Annotated in this window: 12 protein-coding genes; 9 read left to right on the forward strand and 3 right to left on the reverse strand. The window is 49.7% G+C overall.

Features of this window, described 5'->3' with window-relative positions:
• Nucleotides 1-547 (reverse strand): glycosyltransferase family 39 protein (locus IQ268_RS10060; RefSeq protein ID WP_193878069.1); only part of this gene is annotated, 547 nt, incomplete at its 3' end.
• 1,177 nt (nucleotides 548-1,724) lie between these two features.
• Between IQ268_RS10060 and IQ268_RS33240 the strand changes: the two genes are divergently transcribed.
• The 8 genes from IQ268_RS33240 (at nucleotide 1,725) to IQ268_RS10100 (ending at nucleotide 13,860) form a co-directional block, all read left to right on the forward strand.
• The gene (locus IQ268_RS33240) at nucleotides 1,725-2,408 is read left to right on the forward strand and encodes an acyltransferase (RefSeq protein ID WP_193878071.1); all 684 of its coding nucleotides are present in this window, start codon (nucleotides 1,725-1,727) and stop codon (nucleotides 2,406-2,408) included.
• A 40-nt stretch (nucleotides 2,409-2,448) separates the two neighbouring features.
• Complete coding sequence (locus IQ268_RS10070) at nucleotides 2,449-3,720, forward strand: O-antigen ligase (protein WP_193878073.1); 1,272 nt, start codon at nucleotides 2,449-2,451, stop codon at nucleotides 3,718-3,720.
• 75 nt (nucleotides 3,721-3,795) lie between these two features.
• Complete coding sequence (locus tag IQ268_RS10075; RefSeq protein WP_193878075.1) at nucleotides 3,796-5,925, forward strand: oligosaccharide flippase family protein; 2,130 nt, start codon at nucleotides 3,796-3,798, stop codon at nucleotides 5,923-5,925.
• Nucleotides 5,926-6,135: 210 nt separating this feature from the next.
• A complete protein-coding gene (locus IQ268_RS10080) occupies nucleotides 6,136-7,155 on the forward strand; it encodes a glycosyltransferase family 2 protein (RefSeq protein ID WP_193878077.1) in 1,020 nt (339 codons plus the stop codon).
• A 190-nt stretch (nucleotides 7,156-7,345) separates the two neighbouring features.
• Nucleotides 7,346-8,344, forward strand: coding sequence for a glycosyltransferase family A protein (locus tag IQ268_RS10085; RefSeq protein WP_193878079.1), 999 nt, complete (start codon nucleotides 7,346-7,348; stop codon nucleotides 8,342-8,344).
• 1,046 nt (nucleotides 8,345-9,390) lie between these two features.
• Nucleotides 9,391-10,416, forward strand: coding sequence for a glycosyltransferase family 2 protein (locus tag IQ268_RS10090; RefSeq protein WP_193878081.1), 1,026 nt, complete (start codon nucleotides 9,391-9,393; stop codon nucleotides 10,414-10,416).
• A 44-nt stretch (nucleotides 10,417-10,460) separates the two neighbouring features.
• A complete protein-coding gene (locus tag IQ268_RS10095) occupies nucleotides 10,461-11,492 on the forward strand; it encodes a glycosyltransferase family 2 protein (protein ID WP_193878083.1) in 1,032 nt (343 codons plus the stop codon).
• A gap of 55 nt (nucleotides 11,493-11,547) precedes the next feature.
• Nucleotides 11,548-13,860, forward strand: a complete 2,313-nt coding sequence (locus tag IQ268_RS10100; protein ID WP_193878085.1) for a hypothetical protein — start codon at nucleotides 11,548-11,550, stop codon at nucleotides 13,858-13,860.
• Here IQ268_RS10100 and IQ268_RS10105 read toward each other — a convergent pair.
• The gene (locus tag IQ268_RS10105; RefSeq protein ID WP_193878095.1) at nucleotides 13,801-14,808 is read right to left on the reverse strand and encodes a TauD/TfdA family dioxygenase; all 1,008 of its coding nucleotides are present in this window, start codon (nucleotides 14,806-14,808) and stop codon (nucleotides 13,801-13,803) included. The two genes, IQ268_RS10100 and IQ268_RS10105, sit on opposite strands and share 60 nt — an antisense overlap.
• 225 nt (nucleotides 14,809-15,033) lie before the next feature.
• On the reverse strand, nucleotides 15,034-15,267 hold the full coding sequence (locus tag IQ268_RS10110) for a hypothetical protein (protein WP_193878097.1): 234 nt from the start codon (nucleotides 15,265-15,267) through the stop codon (nucleotides 15,034-15,036).
• 186 nt (nucleotides 15,268-15,453) lie between these two features.
• On the opposite strand from IQ268_RS10110, the gene IQ268_RS10115 reads away from it, so the two are divergent.
• Complete coding sequence (locus IQ268_RS10115) at nucleotides 15,454-16,059, forward strand: molybdenum cofactor guanylyltransferase (protein ID WP_193878321.1); 606 nt, start codon at nucleotides 15,454-15,456, stop codon at nucleotides 16,057-16,059.
• Nucleotides 16,060-16,218 lie beyond the last annotated feature (159 nt).

Genomic DNA, 16,218 nt, shown 5'->3' on the forward strand with positions numbered 1-16,218 from the left:
GGTTAACAAAGAGGAAATACAGCATTGCCGCAACGGCAACATACAGCGGGTAATCGACATAGAACCGCATACTGGGCTGAATGATGATAGGGCACAATGCCAAAAAGAGAGCTGCAAATGCGCCACCGGTCATACCTGCAATTCGTTTGGCTGCTAAATAGACAAAGCCCAGCGTTACCCACCAGCTTGCCCACGACACCAGGCGAAAAATGGTTGCACTTGGCCCCAACAGCAGCGTGAATGGCAGCACTAGCAGCCGAAACGCAGGTGGTCTGGGTCGATCTTCTTGCACTAACACCCGAAGCAATTCACCCAGACCACCCCGACGAAATGCCGCAACATCCTGGTAAGACTGGTTCACATACCGGGCTTCATCCCAATTGCTGGCATAGGGATGATCGAGAATCCAAAACACTGCTGCGACTGTGATGATACAGGCAACCGAACAAGTGAAAATAAGCCAAAATTTGCCTTCGCAGGCTTTAAGAATATGTTGAAGGAGCGATCGCCTTTCGGGCTGGTTAAGTGAGTCTGTGGTGTAATTCATGTGGTCGCCTGCACGACAAACTAAATGAACGTATTAACGTGTGGCGTCCCTTCAACTTCAGATGAAGGGACGATCACGAACGAATAGACTATTTGCGGCATTACACAACGAACAGGGAAAACCTCAAGGATTGGCCGTTTGTTACCTGTAATGCTTCTACGAGTTTGAGTATCTGCCTACTGAAGATTTTTGGATGGCATAGACACTTTGAGCGAAGGCAAACCATGTCCTGCGTTTTTAGGCTCGATACTCATCAAGATACTCATCAGGGAAACGAACGTACGACCAATACTATATTTGCGTACTGATGATGAAGGTACCTTAGGCAATCTGGGAACGCCAGTAGTTTTCTGGAAGCTTCTTGAAAACTTAATAGTAAGGACGTTCGTATACAGAGCGGCTTAAACCGAGCCACGGTCAGGGTTGGCTGAGTTGAACCCCTTGAATATCAACGATTGCAGGTTTATTGAGATTGGTTGACATTCGACATTCATTAGCGGTTTGAGAGAGGGAACAAAACTGTCATCAACCTATCGGGTTGGATAAAAATACCGTTAGGTACGTCGGTTTATTGTCTTTATTGCAAACAGTAAAAGCTAAAACCTTCAGTTTGCCGTTCACATTCTCAACAAGATTTGAATTCTTCGAACTTCTCCATTGCTGTTTTGGTTAAATGAACCCAGCTTTAAACGGAAGTAATGCAGTCGGTGAAGCTGTTTGCCTGACCTGAAGAGGCACGTCAAATTAGGATGAAATCTATCTGAAGACCGTTGGCAAAATTTGCGTTAGTAGAATACACGTGTCATCTGCTGCAAAGAGGCTATTCGAGGGGATTGGCCCCTACTTTGTTTCAGCAAGCAAGCTTGCTGAGCGGTAACATTTTTAGCTCAAAACTTGTCTTCATTCAGTAGGTTTTACGGTCGTTCTTTGATGGTATATTTGAAAGCTTTATCCAAAATTTACACAGGCTTTCGGCATCTTCGACAAGTCTTAACCCCTATTGCTAAGAGAACCACTTAACGTATGCAGTAGTTGTGGTTTTACAATACAGAAAATTTGCCTAAACGACGGCTGAAACACGCCTCTTAGTGGCTAATTCGACTGACTGCACCACAACTTCTAGCTGATTCAAAAGTGGGTTAGTTTTATGGGCACTGGAGTGCATGGTCTTAGTTCAATGCAACTTAACAAACTAGAAGCGGCTGTCTTAGCGCTTTGTAGAAGCATCCCGCTATCGCTCGGTAGAAAGGTGCGCCGTTTGGCCTATCGCATGATTCTGGGACGGGTGGGTCGCTCGGTGCAAATTGACCTGGGTGTTGATTTTACTTGCGGTTTGGGAATTGAACTGGGCAACAACGTTCGTATTGAGCGGGATGCTAGACTTCGGTGTTTTGGTCTAGGAAGCAAAATCTGCTTGCGGGATCATTCAACGCTCGATCGTGGAGTCGATATTAAAACCCACCAGACTGGAGCGATCGAGATTGGCAGCTACAGTTATATCGGTCCCTACACCTGCCTTTCTGGCGACTACATCAAGATTGGGAATAACTGTTTGATTGCGTCTCACTCCAGCATTTACGCCAACAATCACAACTTTGCCGATGTCACCATTCCGATTCGAGACCAAGGAAACTCCTACAAAGGAATCGTCATTGAGGATGACTGCTGGTTAGGATCAGGCGTTAGAGTACTGGATGGTGTCACGATTGGCAAAGGCAGTGTTGTTGGTGCAGGAGCTGTGGTGACAAAATCCATTCCCCCTTACTCAATCGCGGTGGGTGTTCCGGCAAAAGTGATCTCGCGGCGAGAGGTACCCCCCAACGAGGTTGCAGAACTTTCTGCCAACTACTTAATGAATTGACTGTCGTGAACGGATTCAACTGGTGTTTATCTCCAAGACCATGAAGCCTCAAAACTTTGAAGAAAAAGTTGTCTGGTATTACCTGATTGGTACATACGTGCTGTATTTCCTGGGGGCACAGTATGTGGTTGCACCCATCTTTGCCTGGGGAATGTTAGCTTATACCGGCAAACGCCTCTGGCAGCAATCCGACGAAACGCCTGTGGAAGAAAGAATCCGAGTTCCAGTCACGGTCTGGATATGGATTTTTGGAATGGCACTGGTGGCGATCGCTTTGCTGGTAGGCCACTACACCCTGGATATGGGCACGACTCGAACGATCAAATCCTTCGTCAACTTTTTCATGAGAAGTTGGGCGCTCCTGGCGATTTTCCCGTTGATTGGCTGTCTCAATATCCGTCCGCAACTGCTCTGCCGCGCTATTTGCATTCTGGCGCTTCAAACCTTGGTGCTCATTCCGATCGCCTATGCCCTGGGTGCAGCAGGTGTGGCTATGCCGCTGTATGTTTCCACTATCATGGCGAAAATTGGTGGCACAGGCTTGACGTACTACTCCATCAATCTTTATACCCTTGGTGAAGGTGCCCCGCGTTTATATCTGTTTGCACCCTGGGCACCGGCATTGGCCTTTGTGGGATGCGTTCACTTCTTTCTGGCAACCCAGGAGACCGATAAGAAGTGGCAATGGATCGGGATGCTTGCTAACGCGATCGCAATTTGGGGATCTGGCTCTCGTTTAGGGTTGCTCTGTCTGGTGGTGCTGCCGATCGCCAAAATCGTTTTAGCAAACATGATCAGACCCAGTATGCAAATTGCCCTGGGAACGGCCAGTTTTGTGGCTGGAGTGTTTAGCTATCAGCTACTAACGCTGGCCGACAACTTTATCATTTACTTCCGCAGCCAGCGAGCCAGTTCTTCTCGAGTCAGAGATGTGCTGCAACGCATGGCCTACTACCAATGGAAAACGGATGCACCCATTTGGGGACATGCCATTAAAGCCGAAAAAGGCCCGAAGGTCGTTCAGGAAATGCCAATTGGTAGCCACCACACCTGGTTTGGCGCACTATATACCCACGGTATTGTCGGCTTTTTAGGCTTAGCCATTCCAATGGCAGTCACCTTTGTTGTGCTGCTGATCAAGTCTCAATCCAGTAAGCTGGCTCAAACGGCGCTAGCTGTGTTTCTGGTGTTTATTGCCTTTTCCATGGGGGAAAACATTGAAAACTTGGCTTATATCACCTGGCCTGGCCTGGTTTTGCTTGGCATGGCTCTAAAGGAGCGAGTGAAGTTTGACTTTGCCAAATTGGGCTAAGGCTAGGGACGTTGGCTAAATCAGCATTGGTTCAGGCTGATGGCTGTTATTACTTAAACATTCTGCATAACAATTATGGGGTTCTCGAATCCAGTTAGTTGGATTGAAAAGAAGCTACAAAGCAAGTTCCTCCGCAATCTGGGATGGTTAGGCAGTGCCGAAATTTTCATCCGCGTCTTTCGTTTGGCAACCACGGTTGTCATTGCCCGCTATCTCAGCGAAACCGAGTATGGCTTAGGGGCGATCGTTCTCACCATCCATGAGTTTACGTCCGCCTTTACCCGCCTTGGTATTGCCGCTCAAGTGATTCAGGCAGACGAGAAAGACCTTGAAGAACTCAGCAATTCGGCATACTACCTCAACTGGATCGTTTTTATTGGTCTCTTTGTACTTCAGTCGGCTGCATCTTTCCCAATCTCCTGGTTCTATCAAGACAGTCGCTTGATCTTACCGATCTGTGCATCGGCCTTGATCTACTTGATGGTTCCTGTTTCTACGATTCAAGCGGCTTATATTCATCGAGAGAATCGGCTGAAGGTAACAGCCCTCAACAACTCGATTCAGCTTACGGCCAGTAACTTGATGTCGGCTTTGCTGGCATTCATGGGGTTTGGTTTGTGGGCGCTGGTGCTGCCCAGGGTTTGTTCTACGCCAATTTGGGTTTATACCTATTACACTAATCACCCCTGGCGACCGACGCGGGGCTTTACAACTAAACGATGGGGAGAAATCTCTCGATTCACTAAGAATTACCTTGGAGTTCAATTACTCCATACGATGAGAGAATATCTTGACTATTTAATTGTGGGTCGGTTCGTCGGGATTAGAGAGCTAGGAATCTATTATTTTGCCTTTAATGCTGGCTTAGGAATTAGTTTAAGTATTACGAAAGCAATTACGAGTGCTCTATTACCGCACCTGTGCGAAGCGCTGCCCAACCGCGAAAATTTCAGGAAGCGTTATTTTTCTAGCCTCCGCACGATCGCGTTCATTATTATTCCATTCGTCTTGCTGCAATCAACGATGGCTCCCTTTTATGTGCCCATCGTTTTTGGAGCCAAATGGGTCGAGGGAATTCCGGTTCTCATTCTAATTTGCTTGTCTGCAATTCCTCGTCCGTTTATTGAAGCAGCCGGTCAACTGCACGTTGCTAACGGTCGTCCAGATATTGTTCTGCGGTGGGACTTAATATTTACCGTTGTCTTTGCCCTCGGTCTCCTGTTTGGTGTGCAATGGGGTGTACTGGGTGTGGCGATCGCCGTGTTGCTTATCCATATAATCTACATGCCGATCTACGTTCTCTGGACGACGCGGTTTGTGTTCTCCAACAAAGGAGAAGAAACCAGAATTCAAGATCCGGTGGCAACCACCAGAGCGCTATTTAATCCCATCCAGATTCAGAATGCCGGAAGCGGTGGATATCGTCCTCGTTGGGGGTCTGGAGGATACTACAGTCCACAGCGGGGGTTCTTTGATTCGGTCGTTTGGCGAGCGTTTATCGCGATGGGTGTTATTTCAGCAGGCATTGTGACGATTGTAATGATGCCCAGAGCGATTGATCTGGTCTTGCCCCGAATTGGGGGAATGCTGCCCCAGTCGGCAGTTGTTTCATCCCCTGCCCCATCATCGGCTCCTGCAACGCCCCGTCCACTTGCCTCGGTAACGGCCAGCCCCACACCGCTGGCGCTCAGTCCGTTGCCTTCTCCTGCGCCGTTGCCGTCCTACACCTCAGACCCAACGCCAGAACTGACCCCGCCGCTGACACCCACTACGGTACCGTCTGCGGCTCCACGGGTATGCCCAGAAGCCACCCTATCGCCATTGTCGTCTGCCGATCCAGACTATGTTTATCCAGACGGTACGCAATATTACGGCCCTATCGAGGCTGGATTGCCTTCTACGGGGCAAGTAACAATGGTGTTTCCTAGCGGAAATCGCTATGACGGCGACCTGCAAGACGGTCGGCGAAACGGCTGCGGTACGCTGACCTTTACCAACGGCAGACGCTATTCGGGTCAGTTCCAGAATGATCTGTTCAACGGCTGGGGTGAGTGGAGGTTGGAAAGCGGTAATCGCTATATCGGTGAGTTTAAGGACAACAAATGCGACGGCATCGGCACGTTCATTTTCTCAGATGGCTCATCTAAGAGCGGTAATTGGCAAAACGGCATCCTTGCCGATGGTAATTTAACGTGCGATCGCTAATGCTTCCTCTGTACAATCATCCCGGCTTACTATTAGCAACGGTTGCTTATGGCTGACTTTCTGCGGTATTCCATCATGGTTTTGCTCCAGATCTCGGGGAGTATGAGTTGGTTAGTTGGAATAGCCGAAATCCCTTAGACGTTGCCGCATAAACTTCAGCAAGCCTGCATCTTCACTTATGTTGTTTAGCCAGATGAATGTGTCTTAATTATGGAAACCGTTTCTGTTATCGTTCCAGTCTACAAGGTCGAAAAGCACATCGAAGTCACCATTCGTTCGGTTCTGCAACAAACGTACCAAAACTTCGAGCTGATCATTGTAGATGACGGATCGCCCGATCGCAGCGTTGAAATTTGTCAGGAATTTGACGATCCACGCATTAAGATCATTCGTCAGGAAAATCGCGGTGCCAACGCCGCTCGCAACGAAGGCATCCGCCAATCAAAAGGAACCTATATTGCCTTTTTGGATGGAGATGATTTATGGCTGGCTGATAAGTTGCGTCAGCACGTTGAGCATCTAAAGCAGTCCCCTGAGGTTGGAGTTAGCTTCAGCCGCTCTGCCTTTATTGATGAGGAAGGCAGCCCGATGGGAATCTATCAGCTTCCCCGGCTAACGGATATCACCATTGCTCACTTACTCTGCCGCAATCCCATCAGCAACGGTTCTTGTGCTGTGATTCGCAGACAGGTGTTTGAAGACATTAAGTTTCAAGATGATGTGTACGGCACGACGCAAGATTTTTATTGGGATGAGCGGCTACAAGGCTCACAGGATTTAGACTGCTGGTTTCGCATTGCACTGCAAACTCACTGGAAAATGGAGGGCATTCCCGAATCGTTGACGCTTTATCGGGTGAACTCAAGCGGTATTTCGGCCAACTTGCTCAAGAAACAAGAATCCTGGGAGCAGGTCATCGAAAAAACTCGCGCTTATGCTCCAGAGGTGGTTGCCAAGTGGGAGAACCCGGCCAGGGCATATCACTTGCGCTACCTGGCGCGTCGGGCAGTGACGTTGCGCGACGGAGCAGTGGCTACACAGCTTTTTCATGAAGCGGTGAGAACCCATTGGCGCATGGTGCTAGAGGAGCCTCGTCGCACGGTCATTACTGGTGCAGCCAGCTACCTGCTTCGGCTGTTGCCCCGGCAGTTTTACTCGCAACTGGAGACAGCCGGGTTAAAGGCCACCGGAGCCACCCAAAAACGACGGATTCAACAAGACTCGGTCTAGGCTGTGTTTGCCCCATTGCCGGGTTAACCCGCAGGCTTTAAGCCGACAGATTGGGGACTTCTCAGCCAATGCGGCACGCCAGAAACGGAGGTGGCTTGAGTGACGATTAGCGCTTTAACCCCTCTGAGAGCAGCCACGATAGCTATACACACGAATCGTTTGAACGTCCAAATTTATTGAGGGTACTACAATGCCAGCGGTTTCTATCATTGTTCCGGCTTATAATGCTGAGCGCACGATCGTTGAAACGATTGAATCGTTGCAACAGCAAACCTTCTCAGATTTTGAACTCATTATTATCAACGACGGTTCCACCGACAAAACCGTTGAAGTGGTAGAAGCCATTCCAGATCCGCGCATCAAGCTTTTTTCCTATGAAAACGGCGGGTTGCCCGTTGCTAGAAATCGCGGTATTGAGCGAGCCACTGGCGAATTTATTACCTTTATTGATGCCGATGACCTGTGGACACCCGATAAGATCGCGTCTCAAGTGGAAGCACTGCGTGCCAACCCGGAGGCGGGTGTTGCCTACAGTTGGACGGCGTTTATTAATGAAAACAGCGAATACCTCTACGCCTGGGAACCGCTGCACTACCAAGGTAATGTTTATCGCGATCTGCTGTACCACAACTTCATTTCTAGCGGTTCAAATATTATGGCGCGACGCCACTATATTGAAGCTGCTGGTGAATTTGACCCAACTTTAAAGTCGGTGGAAGATTGGGATTATTACATTCGTCTGGCTGCCCTGTGCCCGTTTGTAGTCGTGCCTCAATATCAGATTCTTTACCGCCGCACGTCACAGTCGATGACTACGAAGGTCGATGTGATGGAAAAATACAACCTAATTGTGATCAATCGTGCCTTTGACGCGGCTCCAGAGGCGCTGAAACCTCTGAGAAATCGCACGCTGGCAAACACTTACCGTTTCTTAGCTCAAATTTGTTTAGCCAACAGCACCGATCGCCAGGGACCCAAAAAGGCCGCCGAGAAGCTGTTTCAGTCTATTCAGTTTGATCCAAAGACGTTGCTAGAGCGGAAAACCCAACGCATTGCACTGAAAATTGCTTTGATGGGTTTGCTTCCCTTCCAGACCGCCAGCCATCTGTCAACGTTGTTCGCCAGAGTGTTTCCAGCCAACTCGGTTAAGCGTTTGGCGATGATTGGTCAAACTCCATCTGACTCCTGATATCTTGCCTCTCTCGACTTGAGCCTTGGCCGCAACTTACAGCAGTTCTCAATCGAGTCAGCCACAGTCTCGCCAAGATGGGTGTGGGATGTAGGGTTTAAGGCGTGGTGAATGCAACTGAAAATGGCTGTAAGAGGGTGTTTGAACGGTATCAAATGTCTCTGTAGGGGCGTGGCATTCGGCAGATAGCTTCTGGAACCGAGCCAGATGTTTTGGCCGAAGCTAGCCCTTACACGGCGGGGGCTACAAGTCAGGCTTTCAAATCATCTGCAGAGACGATTAGCTACTTGCGATCGCAACGATTGCACTCAAAGCAGTTTTCCACATCTACTGATACGGGACTGGTTTTTACCAGTCCCGTGTTTTTAGGTAGGTGCCCGCTCGATATTGGTGAAGAAACTGATGAACTTTATAGGCCAATCCCGCCATCAGCCAGTGCTTTTGACGAGAACTTTAACTTAGAAGCCGAATTCGTCAAAGTATTGATGAAGCTGGTAGTAAATTTAACTACGCTGTTTTTGAACAGCCTACAATACCGTACATACAGAGCAGTCGCTATCTCGGTAGAGACTGCATGTAACCATCAACTGAATCGTTCATTAGCAATAACAGTTACATGAACGGCAAGTCAGGTGATTTTATGTTAATTCCTATTGTTTGATTAGTATCAACGATCGCTGCAAAAAACCATTCTATCTTGGGGTTCATTGACAGTCTTTCGACTTAACTAATCGCCATTTAGGTGTAAAGGAAAGTAGGCACATTTGTAGCCTGTAGTGTTAATCAACATTCAACCGCTAACTCCATCATCAACTAGTTACTGGTTGAACTGTACATTCACCTCGTCTGCTAGCGTGCTGCATAGATCCGAAAATAGTGGGTCTACAACAGTGGGTCTATTTCGATACGACTGCCCCAGGGTTTAACCCAAAGGTAAGGTAATAAGGCTGAACAGCAGGGACAAATCAACGCTGCGCTCCCTGGCAATACAAGTGGTCTTGTTTTTTCTGTTAACTCTCTCTACAAACAGGAAATTGGTTTCAAAGATGGCAAACGTATCTGTTGTGATTCCGGTCTACAATGCCGAGAAATATATTGCTGCAACGGTTCAGTCAGTTCTCAATCAAACCTACACCGATTTTGAACTGCTAATTGTAGACGATGGGGCGATCGATCGCAGTATTGAACTTTGTCAGCAGTTTGCTGACCCTAGAATTAAAATCATTCATCAGCCGAATCGAGGTGTCTCTGCGGCTAGAAATGCTGGAATTCGTGAAGCTAAAGGTCGCTATATTGCCTTCCTGGATGGAGACGATTTGTGGACAGCCGATAAGTTAGAAAAGCACGTTCAGCATTTAGAATCATCCCCCAACGTTGGCGTTAGCTTTTGTCGGTCGGCTTTCATTGATGAAGCCGGAAAGCCGCTGGATATCTATCAAATGCCTCAATTGAAAGGCATTACACCCGCCAAGATTCTGTGTCGCAACCCCATTGGCAACGGTTCAGCCCCTGTTATTCGGCGAGACGCGCTTGAGGGAATTAAATATCAATCTCGACGCTATGGTTCCTTAGAGAGCGCCTATTTTGATGAAGAGCTGCATCACATGGAGGATGTAGAATGCTGGCTCCGGATCTCGCTGAAGACACCGTGGCAAACTGAAGGACTTCCTGAACCGCTGACGCAGTACCGGGTCAACCTGAAGGGAGCTTCAACCAACGTTGCGAAGCAGCTTGCTTCCCTGGACACCATGTTGGCAAAGACCAGCACCTATGCGCCTAAACTGGTTACCCGCTGGGGAAGCCTGGCCAGAGCGTATGAATTGAGATTCCTATCACGCCGAGTCGTGACGCTACGTGATGGTAAAGCAGCGATGAAGTTGTGCCATCAAGCCTTGGCAACCTGCCCAAAAATATTGTTTGATGAACCTCGTCGGACTCTATTGACCTTAGCGGCTGCCTACTCGCTTTGTCTGCTGCCTCAGTCTTTCTATCGCCAGTTGGAAATGGTTGCCCTGAAGATGACAGGAGCGGCTCAAAAGCGGCGCATCCAAGAGCAGGTCAAGCAAGCCTAGCGTGTCCAAGTCCCGGTAAATGTTGCAACTTTGGGTGTTGACCTATGACCAATGTTTCAGTCGTCATTCCGGTATATAACGTTGAGCGCTATATTGCCCTCACGGTGCAGTCTGTACTCAACCAAACCTATACGGATTTTGAGTTGTTGATTGTGGATGATGGTTCACCCGATCGCAGCTCTGACATTTGCCAGCAGTTCGACGACCCACGAATTAAACTAATTCAGCAACAGAACCGGGGCCTGGCTGGTGCCAGAAATACTGGAATTCGTCATGCACAGGGGCAATACATCGCCTTTTTAGATGGGGATGACCTGTGGCTACCTGAGCAGCTTGAGAAACAAATTGCCCACCTGGAGCGATCGCCAGACGTAGGCGTGAGTTTTTGCCGCTCCGAGTTTATGAATGAGGTGGGCGATCGCCTGGGCACCTACACCATGCCCCAGCTCACCAACATTGATGTTCCCTGTTTGCTGCGCGGTAGTCCAATTAGTAACGGTTCTGCTGTGGTGGTTCGCCGCCAGGTATTTGATGCCATTCAATTTGAAGCCAACCTGCACGGCACAACCGAAGTCTTCTATTTCGATGAACAGTTTCGGCGATCGGAAGATATCGAGTGTTGGTTGCGGATTGCCATTCAAACCACCTGGAAAATTGAAGGCATTCCGGAGGCGTTAACGCTGTATCGGGTCAACTCTGGAGGGCTGTCGGCCAGCTTCTTTAAACAGCTCGCATCGTGGGAACAGGTGCTAGAAAAGATGCGCTCCTACGCTCCAGAACAGGTGGCGCAATATGAATCGCTGGCAATGGCGTATCAATATCGTTACCTGGCTCGCAGTGCGGTTCGCATGGGAGATGGACGAGTCGCGTTTGACTTGATTCACCGGGCGTTGTTTGTCTATTGGCACATTGTTTTAGAAGAGCCACGCCGCACAATCCTGACGTGGGCAGCGGCTTGTATGCTGCGGCTTTTGCCCTCCGCTGTTTACAGCAGCCTCTCAGGTTTGGCTACTAAGCGAGTCGGTGCCCGACAAAAGCGTCAGATTTTACGAGATCAGGCTGAACAATCTGCGTAATTACATCGTCATGAGCAGTGGCTCGGCTTCAATGTGTTGATCTTAGAGCGGACTTATGATTGATTGGTTGGCGATCGCAACCCCCATTGTGACGGGCTTGGTGATTGTGGTGATTGGCTTAGTGGTGTCCAGGTTAGCCTCCACAGCAATGGCTCGGCTCCACTATCATCGTTCTTTTGGGCATTTCTTTGGCGTTGCCGTGATGACATTGGCGACAGTCATTGCACTGCAACAATGTGGGATCAGTGATAGTATTTCGCTCCACGCCAATTTATTGGCAGCGCGATCGCATCAATCGGATGTGGTTCTGGGGCAAAAAACGGTGGCGATTGGGGGAGGGGGCTATGTAACCGGCGTATACCTCCATCCGAAACAGCGCGATTTGGTTTACATCAAAACGGATGTTGGTGGCTACTATCGCTGGAATTCGCGCAACCAGAGCTGGATTCCGATTACCGACCATTTTCCGCTGGAGCAAAGCAATTACTATTCTGGGGAAGCGCTAGCCCTCGACCCCAACGATGCTAACGTCATTTACATCGCTGCCGGAACCTACACGGCCGACTGGTGGGACAAAAAGGGCGCTGTCTTTAAGTCGAGCGATCGTGGCGAAACCTGGACAAAGCTTAACTTAGAGCTAAAGATGGGCGGCAATGAAGGGATGCGCTGGGCTGGCGAGCGGCTCGCGGTTAGCCCTTCAAACTCCAACGTGGTGCTGTTTGGTTCTCGTTTAGACGGGCTGTGGAAATCGACCAACGCCGGACAGAGTTGGGCCAAGGTGTCATTTCCGGCACAGCTAGACGACGAAATTGGTATCTCATCACTTGTGTTCGATCGGCAAACGGTTGGACTGGTCTATGCCGCTGCTCACGACGATGGCATTTATCGGTCTACGGATAATGGCACCACCTGGAGCAAAGTGGCAGACAGCCCTGCCAGCGTCAGACGGATGGCTGTTTCTGGTGATGGTGTGCTGTATGCAACCCACGAGGCGGGCGTTAGTAAATACAGCAACCAGACCTGGAGCAATGTAACGCCTGAAGGCAAGCCTGATACGTTCAACGCGATTAGCATCGATCCGGGTAACTCCAATCATCTCCTGGTTAGCACAGGCGAGACCGACTCAACTCAAATTTATCAATCCAGAGATGGCGGTAGAACCTGGGTTGAAACAGAACGGAGGTTAAATAACACCGTTTCCTGGTGGGCGGGTCTGATGTTGAAGCAGCCGTGGATTGCGGCGATCGAATTTGACCCTAATGTATCGGGTCGAGTCTGGCTAACCGATTGGTACGGCATTTGGCGTACAGACAATATCCAATCAAATCCGGTGTCCTGGACAAATTATCAGCAAGGGCATGAAGAAATCGTTGTGTTTACCATGGTGGCTCCTCGCAGCGGCTCACTCCTGGTTTCTGGTGCAGCGGATATTGGCGGGTTTAATCACGATAACGGCTTAGATACTTTTCCCTCGAAATCGTTTGATGAAACAGGAGTCGTCTTTCAAGACACCTATGCCATCGCCTACAGTGAGTCCGATCCGTCGCGCATGGTGCGAGTTAGCGGCAATCGCTGGAATTCAACCTATGGCGGCGGCACGTCAACCGATGGCGGCAAAACCTGGCAAGCCTTTGGCTCGTTCCCCAGTTCCGAGATGCCCTTGCGAGTTGCGGTTTCTGCCACCGATCCCGATCGCTTCGTCGTCACGATGAGCGGCGAAAAGGCATTGTGGACTGCCGATGGCGGCACCTCCTGGACTGTAGTTGAGGGCTTACCTGAGGGCTTTGGTGGTCCCTGGAACTGGTCACAGCCCCTTGCCGCCGATCCGGTCGATGGCAATGCATTTTATTACTACAGCCGCAAAAAGTTGTATCGCAGCAACGATGGCGGTGAGTCGTTCCGTGTGGTTGAAAGCAATCTGCCGCAAGCAGATTGGTTTGCTCTTAAAACCATTCCAGGACGCGAAGGCGAGATGTGGCTCAGCCTGGATGATGAGGGTCTATACCGTTCCCAAAATGCGGGTGAAAGTTTCTTCCGAGTGGACAGTGTGGAACAGGCTCACCTGTTTGCATTTGGCAAAGCGCCCGCTCGAAGCAGCACCCCAGCACTGTATTTATATGGCCGCGTTGCGGGTCAGGACGACGGCATCTTCCGTTCGCTGGATTGGGGTGAAACCTGGGAGGCAATTGGCGACCCAGATCGACCCATTGGCAATGAACCCAAAATTATGGAAGCCAGTCAGCAGGTTTATGGGTTGGTGTTTGTGGGGACGAGAGGCCGGGGCATTTATTACGGTACCGATACTACGTCAGAAGCACGTGCGAATGATGCGCTCACCGGGATGGCGATCGCTGGCCGAGCGTCCTAAATCGCGTACTACAAACGATCGCTGCAACCACCGATCGAACCCATCATAATGGGGAACAAAGGATGAGCGACCGTGTACTGTGCGGCGATTGTCAATGCAAAGAATATCTCCCGTGGTTAGCTTGACCCGACGATAGACAGCGGCGATCGCCTCTTTTAATGCAACCAGGGCAGCATCAGCCTCTGGGGTAATCGCCATCATCAAATCTTCGTCATAGTTCAAGAACGGATCGGTGCGGTTGCCGTACAGAACGGGCAACACGGGACCATTCCCCTTAATTGTCTGCACATTGCCAAACGAATAATCAATCCCGGTACGATAGAGTGGCTGAAACAGTAAGTCTCGCTCGGCATCGGCCAGCAGCGGCAGCGCATGGGACACGCTTGCATACGTTGTTTCAGCGACGCGATCGTGGTCAGGACGCAGACAATAGAGCAGTAAATACTCAGGCGGATAGGGATGAAAGACCGTCTCGCGATGAAACTGTAACCGGGTTTGTGAACTGGTAGACGACTGCAACTGCTCGCTGCCTTTAATTGGCACCAGGTTCTGAAACAGATCGCCATTTTTTTCTTGAATATACGACACCAGATGCCCCAGCCGACTACCAATCATCGCCAGACAGCGTTCGCTGACATAGGTTGTCTTCTCGGTGGAGCGTAGCGCATCCGGGGGGGTGTGGATGCGATCGAGTTCTGGATCAATGGGCAATCCGTGGAGCAGCAAAACCCCTTCTTGATTCGATCGCACCTGAAACTCTAACAACGCCCGACGAATGAAGCGCGGCATTTCATCAGCTCGCATCTCACAGTCAAACAGGAACTCTTCCGTATTCTCGTAGGGATTGGAGCCAGAGGCGAGAAACAGTGTAGTGGCATTCTCGTCCAGGTTGCTACAATCAGCAATTTGAATGGCGGGCAGGGTGGACGTCGCAGTAGCCTGTTGCATAATGGGTTCCTCGACGCTTGATCAACATCTAAGCACCCACAATCCTAGCGTTTGCACACAATTGGCGTGGTTAATACGATACGAATTGCAGCAATTGCGAACAGGCTTGGACGTTGCTCGAAGCGAGACGAAGGAAAAGATGCAGAAAACTGGTGCGCCGCAGCATTGTCATAACGCACCAGTTTGCAGGGAGTACTGTTCTAACGGTACTTACACCGCAGGCGCTTACATCTTGCCTTTCTGCATCACTTCTTGCAAATGCCGACGAAGTTCTTGAGCCTGTTCCATATCAGATTGCTTCAACTGTTGAAACAAGTTGGCGCAGGGTTCCGACCCCATGTCTTGAGCGTCTTTGATATAAGTATCGTAAGCTTTAACTGCTTCTGCTTTGTTTTGCAACGCTGTTAACAGGTCATACTCCAGGTTGCTCATTGCTCTAGAATTAGCTGTGCTAACCATTGTTTAGCTCTCCATTTATTTCAAACGTCACTCTTCAACCTTGGCTCAGGTGCCCTAACGATTCATCTGCCCGAAAGCGTAGGCAAAATGCGGTTGAGATCGGTCACAGAGAGGATTACGGCAGAAACGCGATCGACCAGTTTAACTAGGGGCACCTTCGGAACGGTTATGACCAAACCAAATCAAATCGATCAAATCACGGCGATGATCCTGGCCGGGGGACACAGTTCCCGCATGGGGCAAGACAAAGCGCTCATTTCAGTGCAGGGCACACCCATGATTCAACGGGTGTACCAGATTGCCGACCAGTGTGCGGTGCAGGTTTATGTGGTCACACCCTGGATTGCCCGATATCGCGAGCTGTTGCCGTCCCACTGTCGGTTTGTGCAAGAAGCCCCCTTACCCGATGGCATTGAAATGAATGGCCCCTTGGTTGGTTTTGCTCAGGGATTGATGCAGGTGGAAACAGAATGGGTGCTGCTACTCGCCTGCGACTTGCCGCGATTACAGGTTGACGTTTTGCATAGCTGGATGACGCAGCTATCAACCGTACCCGATGAGGCGATCGCGTTTTTGCCCAGTCGATCGGTGGGTTGGGAACCGTTATGTGGCTTTTATCGGAAACGGTGTATGCCACTGCTATGGGAGTTTGTTGAAGAAGGAGGGCGATCGTTTCAACGCTGGCTATCAAAGCATCCAGTTCAGACGTTGCCGCTACCCGATCCAGACATGCTGTTTAACTGCAATACACCAGACGATCTGTCCACGGTGAAAGCCATGCCGATCGATTAGGAGGTTGGCACGCTTCGCCTCAACCGGGCTGTTAGAGCAGATGAGTATTATTTGTGTAAGAAATGTGTAATAATTAAGTGACATTTTCATAGCAGCAAGCTTACAATTTCAATAGGATTATATATGTAGCGCTGAGCTGGTCTATGACCAGTTAGACAT

The organism is Oculatella sp. LEGE 06141 (assembly GCF_015207605.1).
Taxonomy (GTDB): Bacteria; Cyanobacteriota; Cyanobacteriia; order Elainellales; family Elainellaceae; genus Oculatella.

Excerpts from the sequence above, each read along its gene's own strand:
- IQ268_RS33240 (WP_193878071.1), top strand. The coding sequence starts at position 1,725 with ATGCAACTTAACAAACTAGAAGCGGCTGTCTTAGCGCTTTGTAGAAGC.
- IQ268_RS10070 (WP_193878073.1), top strand. The coding sequence starts at position 2,449 with ATGAAGCCTCAAAACTTTGAAGAAAAAGTTGTCTGGTATTACCTGATT.
- IQ268_RS10075 (WP_193878075.1), top strand. The coding sequence starts at position 3,796 with ATGGGGTTCTCGAATCCAGTTAGTTGGATTGAAAAGAAGCTACAAAGC.
- IQ268_RS10080 (WP_193878077.1), top strand. The coding sequence starts at position 6,136 with ATGGAAACCGTTTCTGTTATCGTTCCAGTCTACAAGGTCGAAAAGCAC.
- IQ268_RS10085 (WP_193878079.1), top strand. The coding sequence starts at position 7,346 with ATGCCAGCGGTTTCTATCATTGTTCCGGCTTATAATGCTGAGCGCACG.
- IQ268_RS10090 (WP_193878081.1), top strand. The coding sequence starts at position 9,391 with ATGGCAAACGTATCTGTTGTGATTCCGGTCTACAATGCCGAGAAATAT.
- IQ268_RS10095 (WP_193878083.1), top strand. The coding sequence starts at position 10,461 with ATGACCAATGTTTCAGTCGTCATTCCGGTATATAACGTTGAGCGCTAT.
- IQ268_RS10100 (WP_193878085.1), top strand. The coding sequence starts at position 11,548 with ATGATTGATTGGTTGGCGATCGCAACCCCCATTGTGACGGGCTTGGTG.
- IQ268_RS10105 (WP_193878095.1), bottom strand. The coding sequence starts at position 14,808 with ATGCAACAGGCTACTGCGACGTCCACCCTGCCCGCCATTCAAATTGCT.
- IQ268_RS10110 (WP_193878097.1), bottom strand. The coding sequence starts at position 15,267 with ATGGTTAGCACAGCTAATTCTAGAGCAATGAGCAACCTGGAGTATGAC.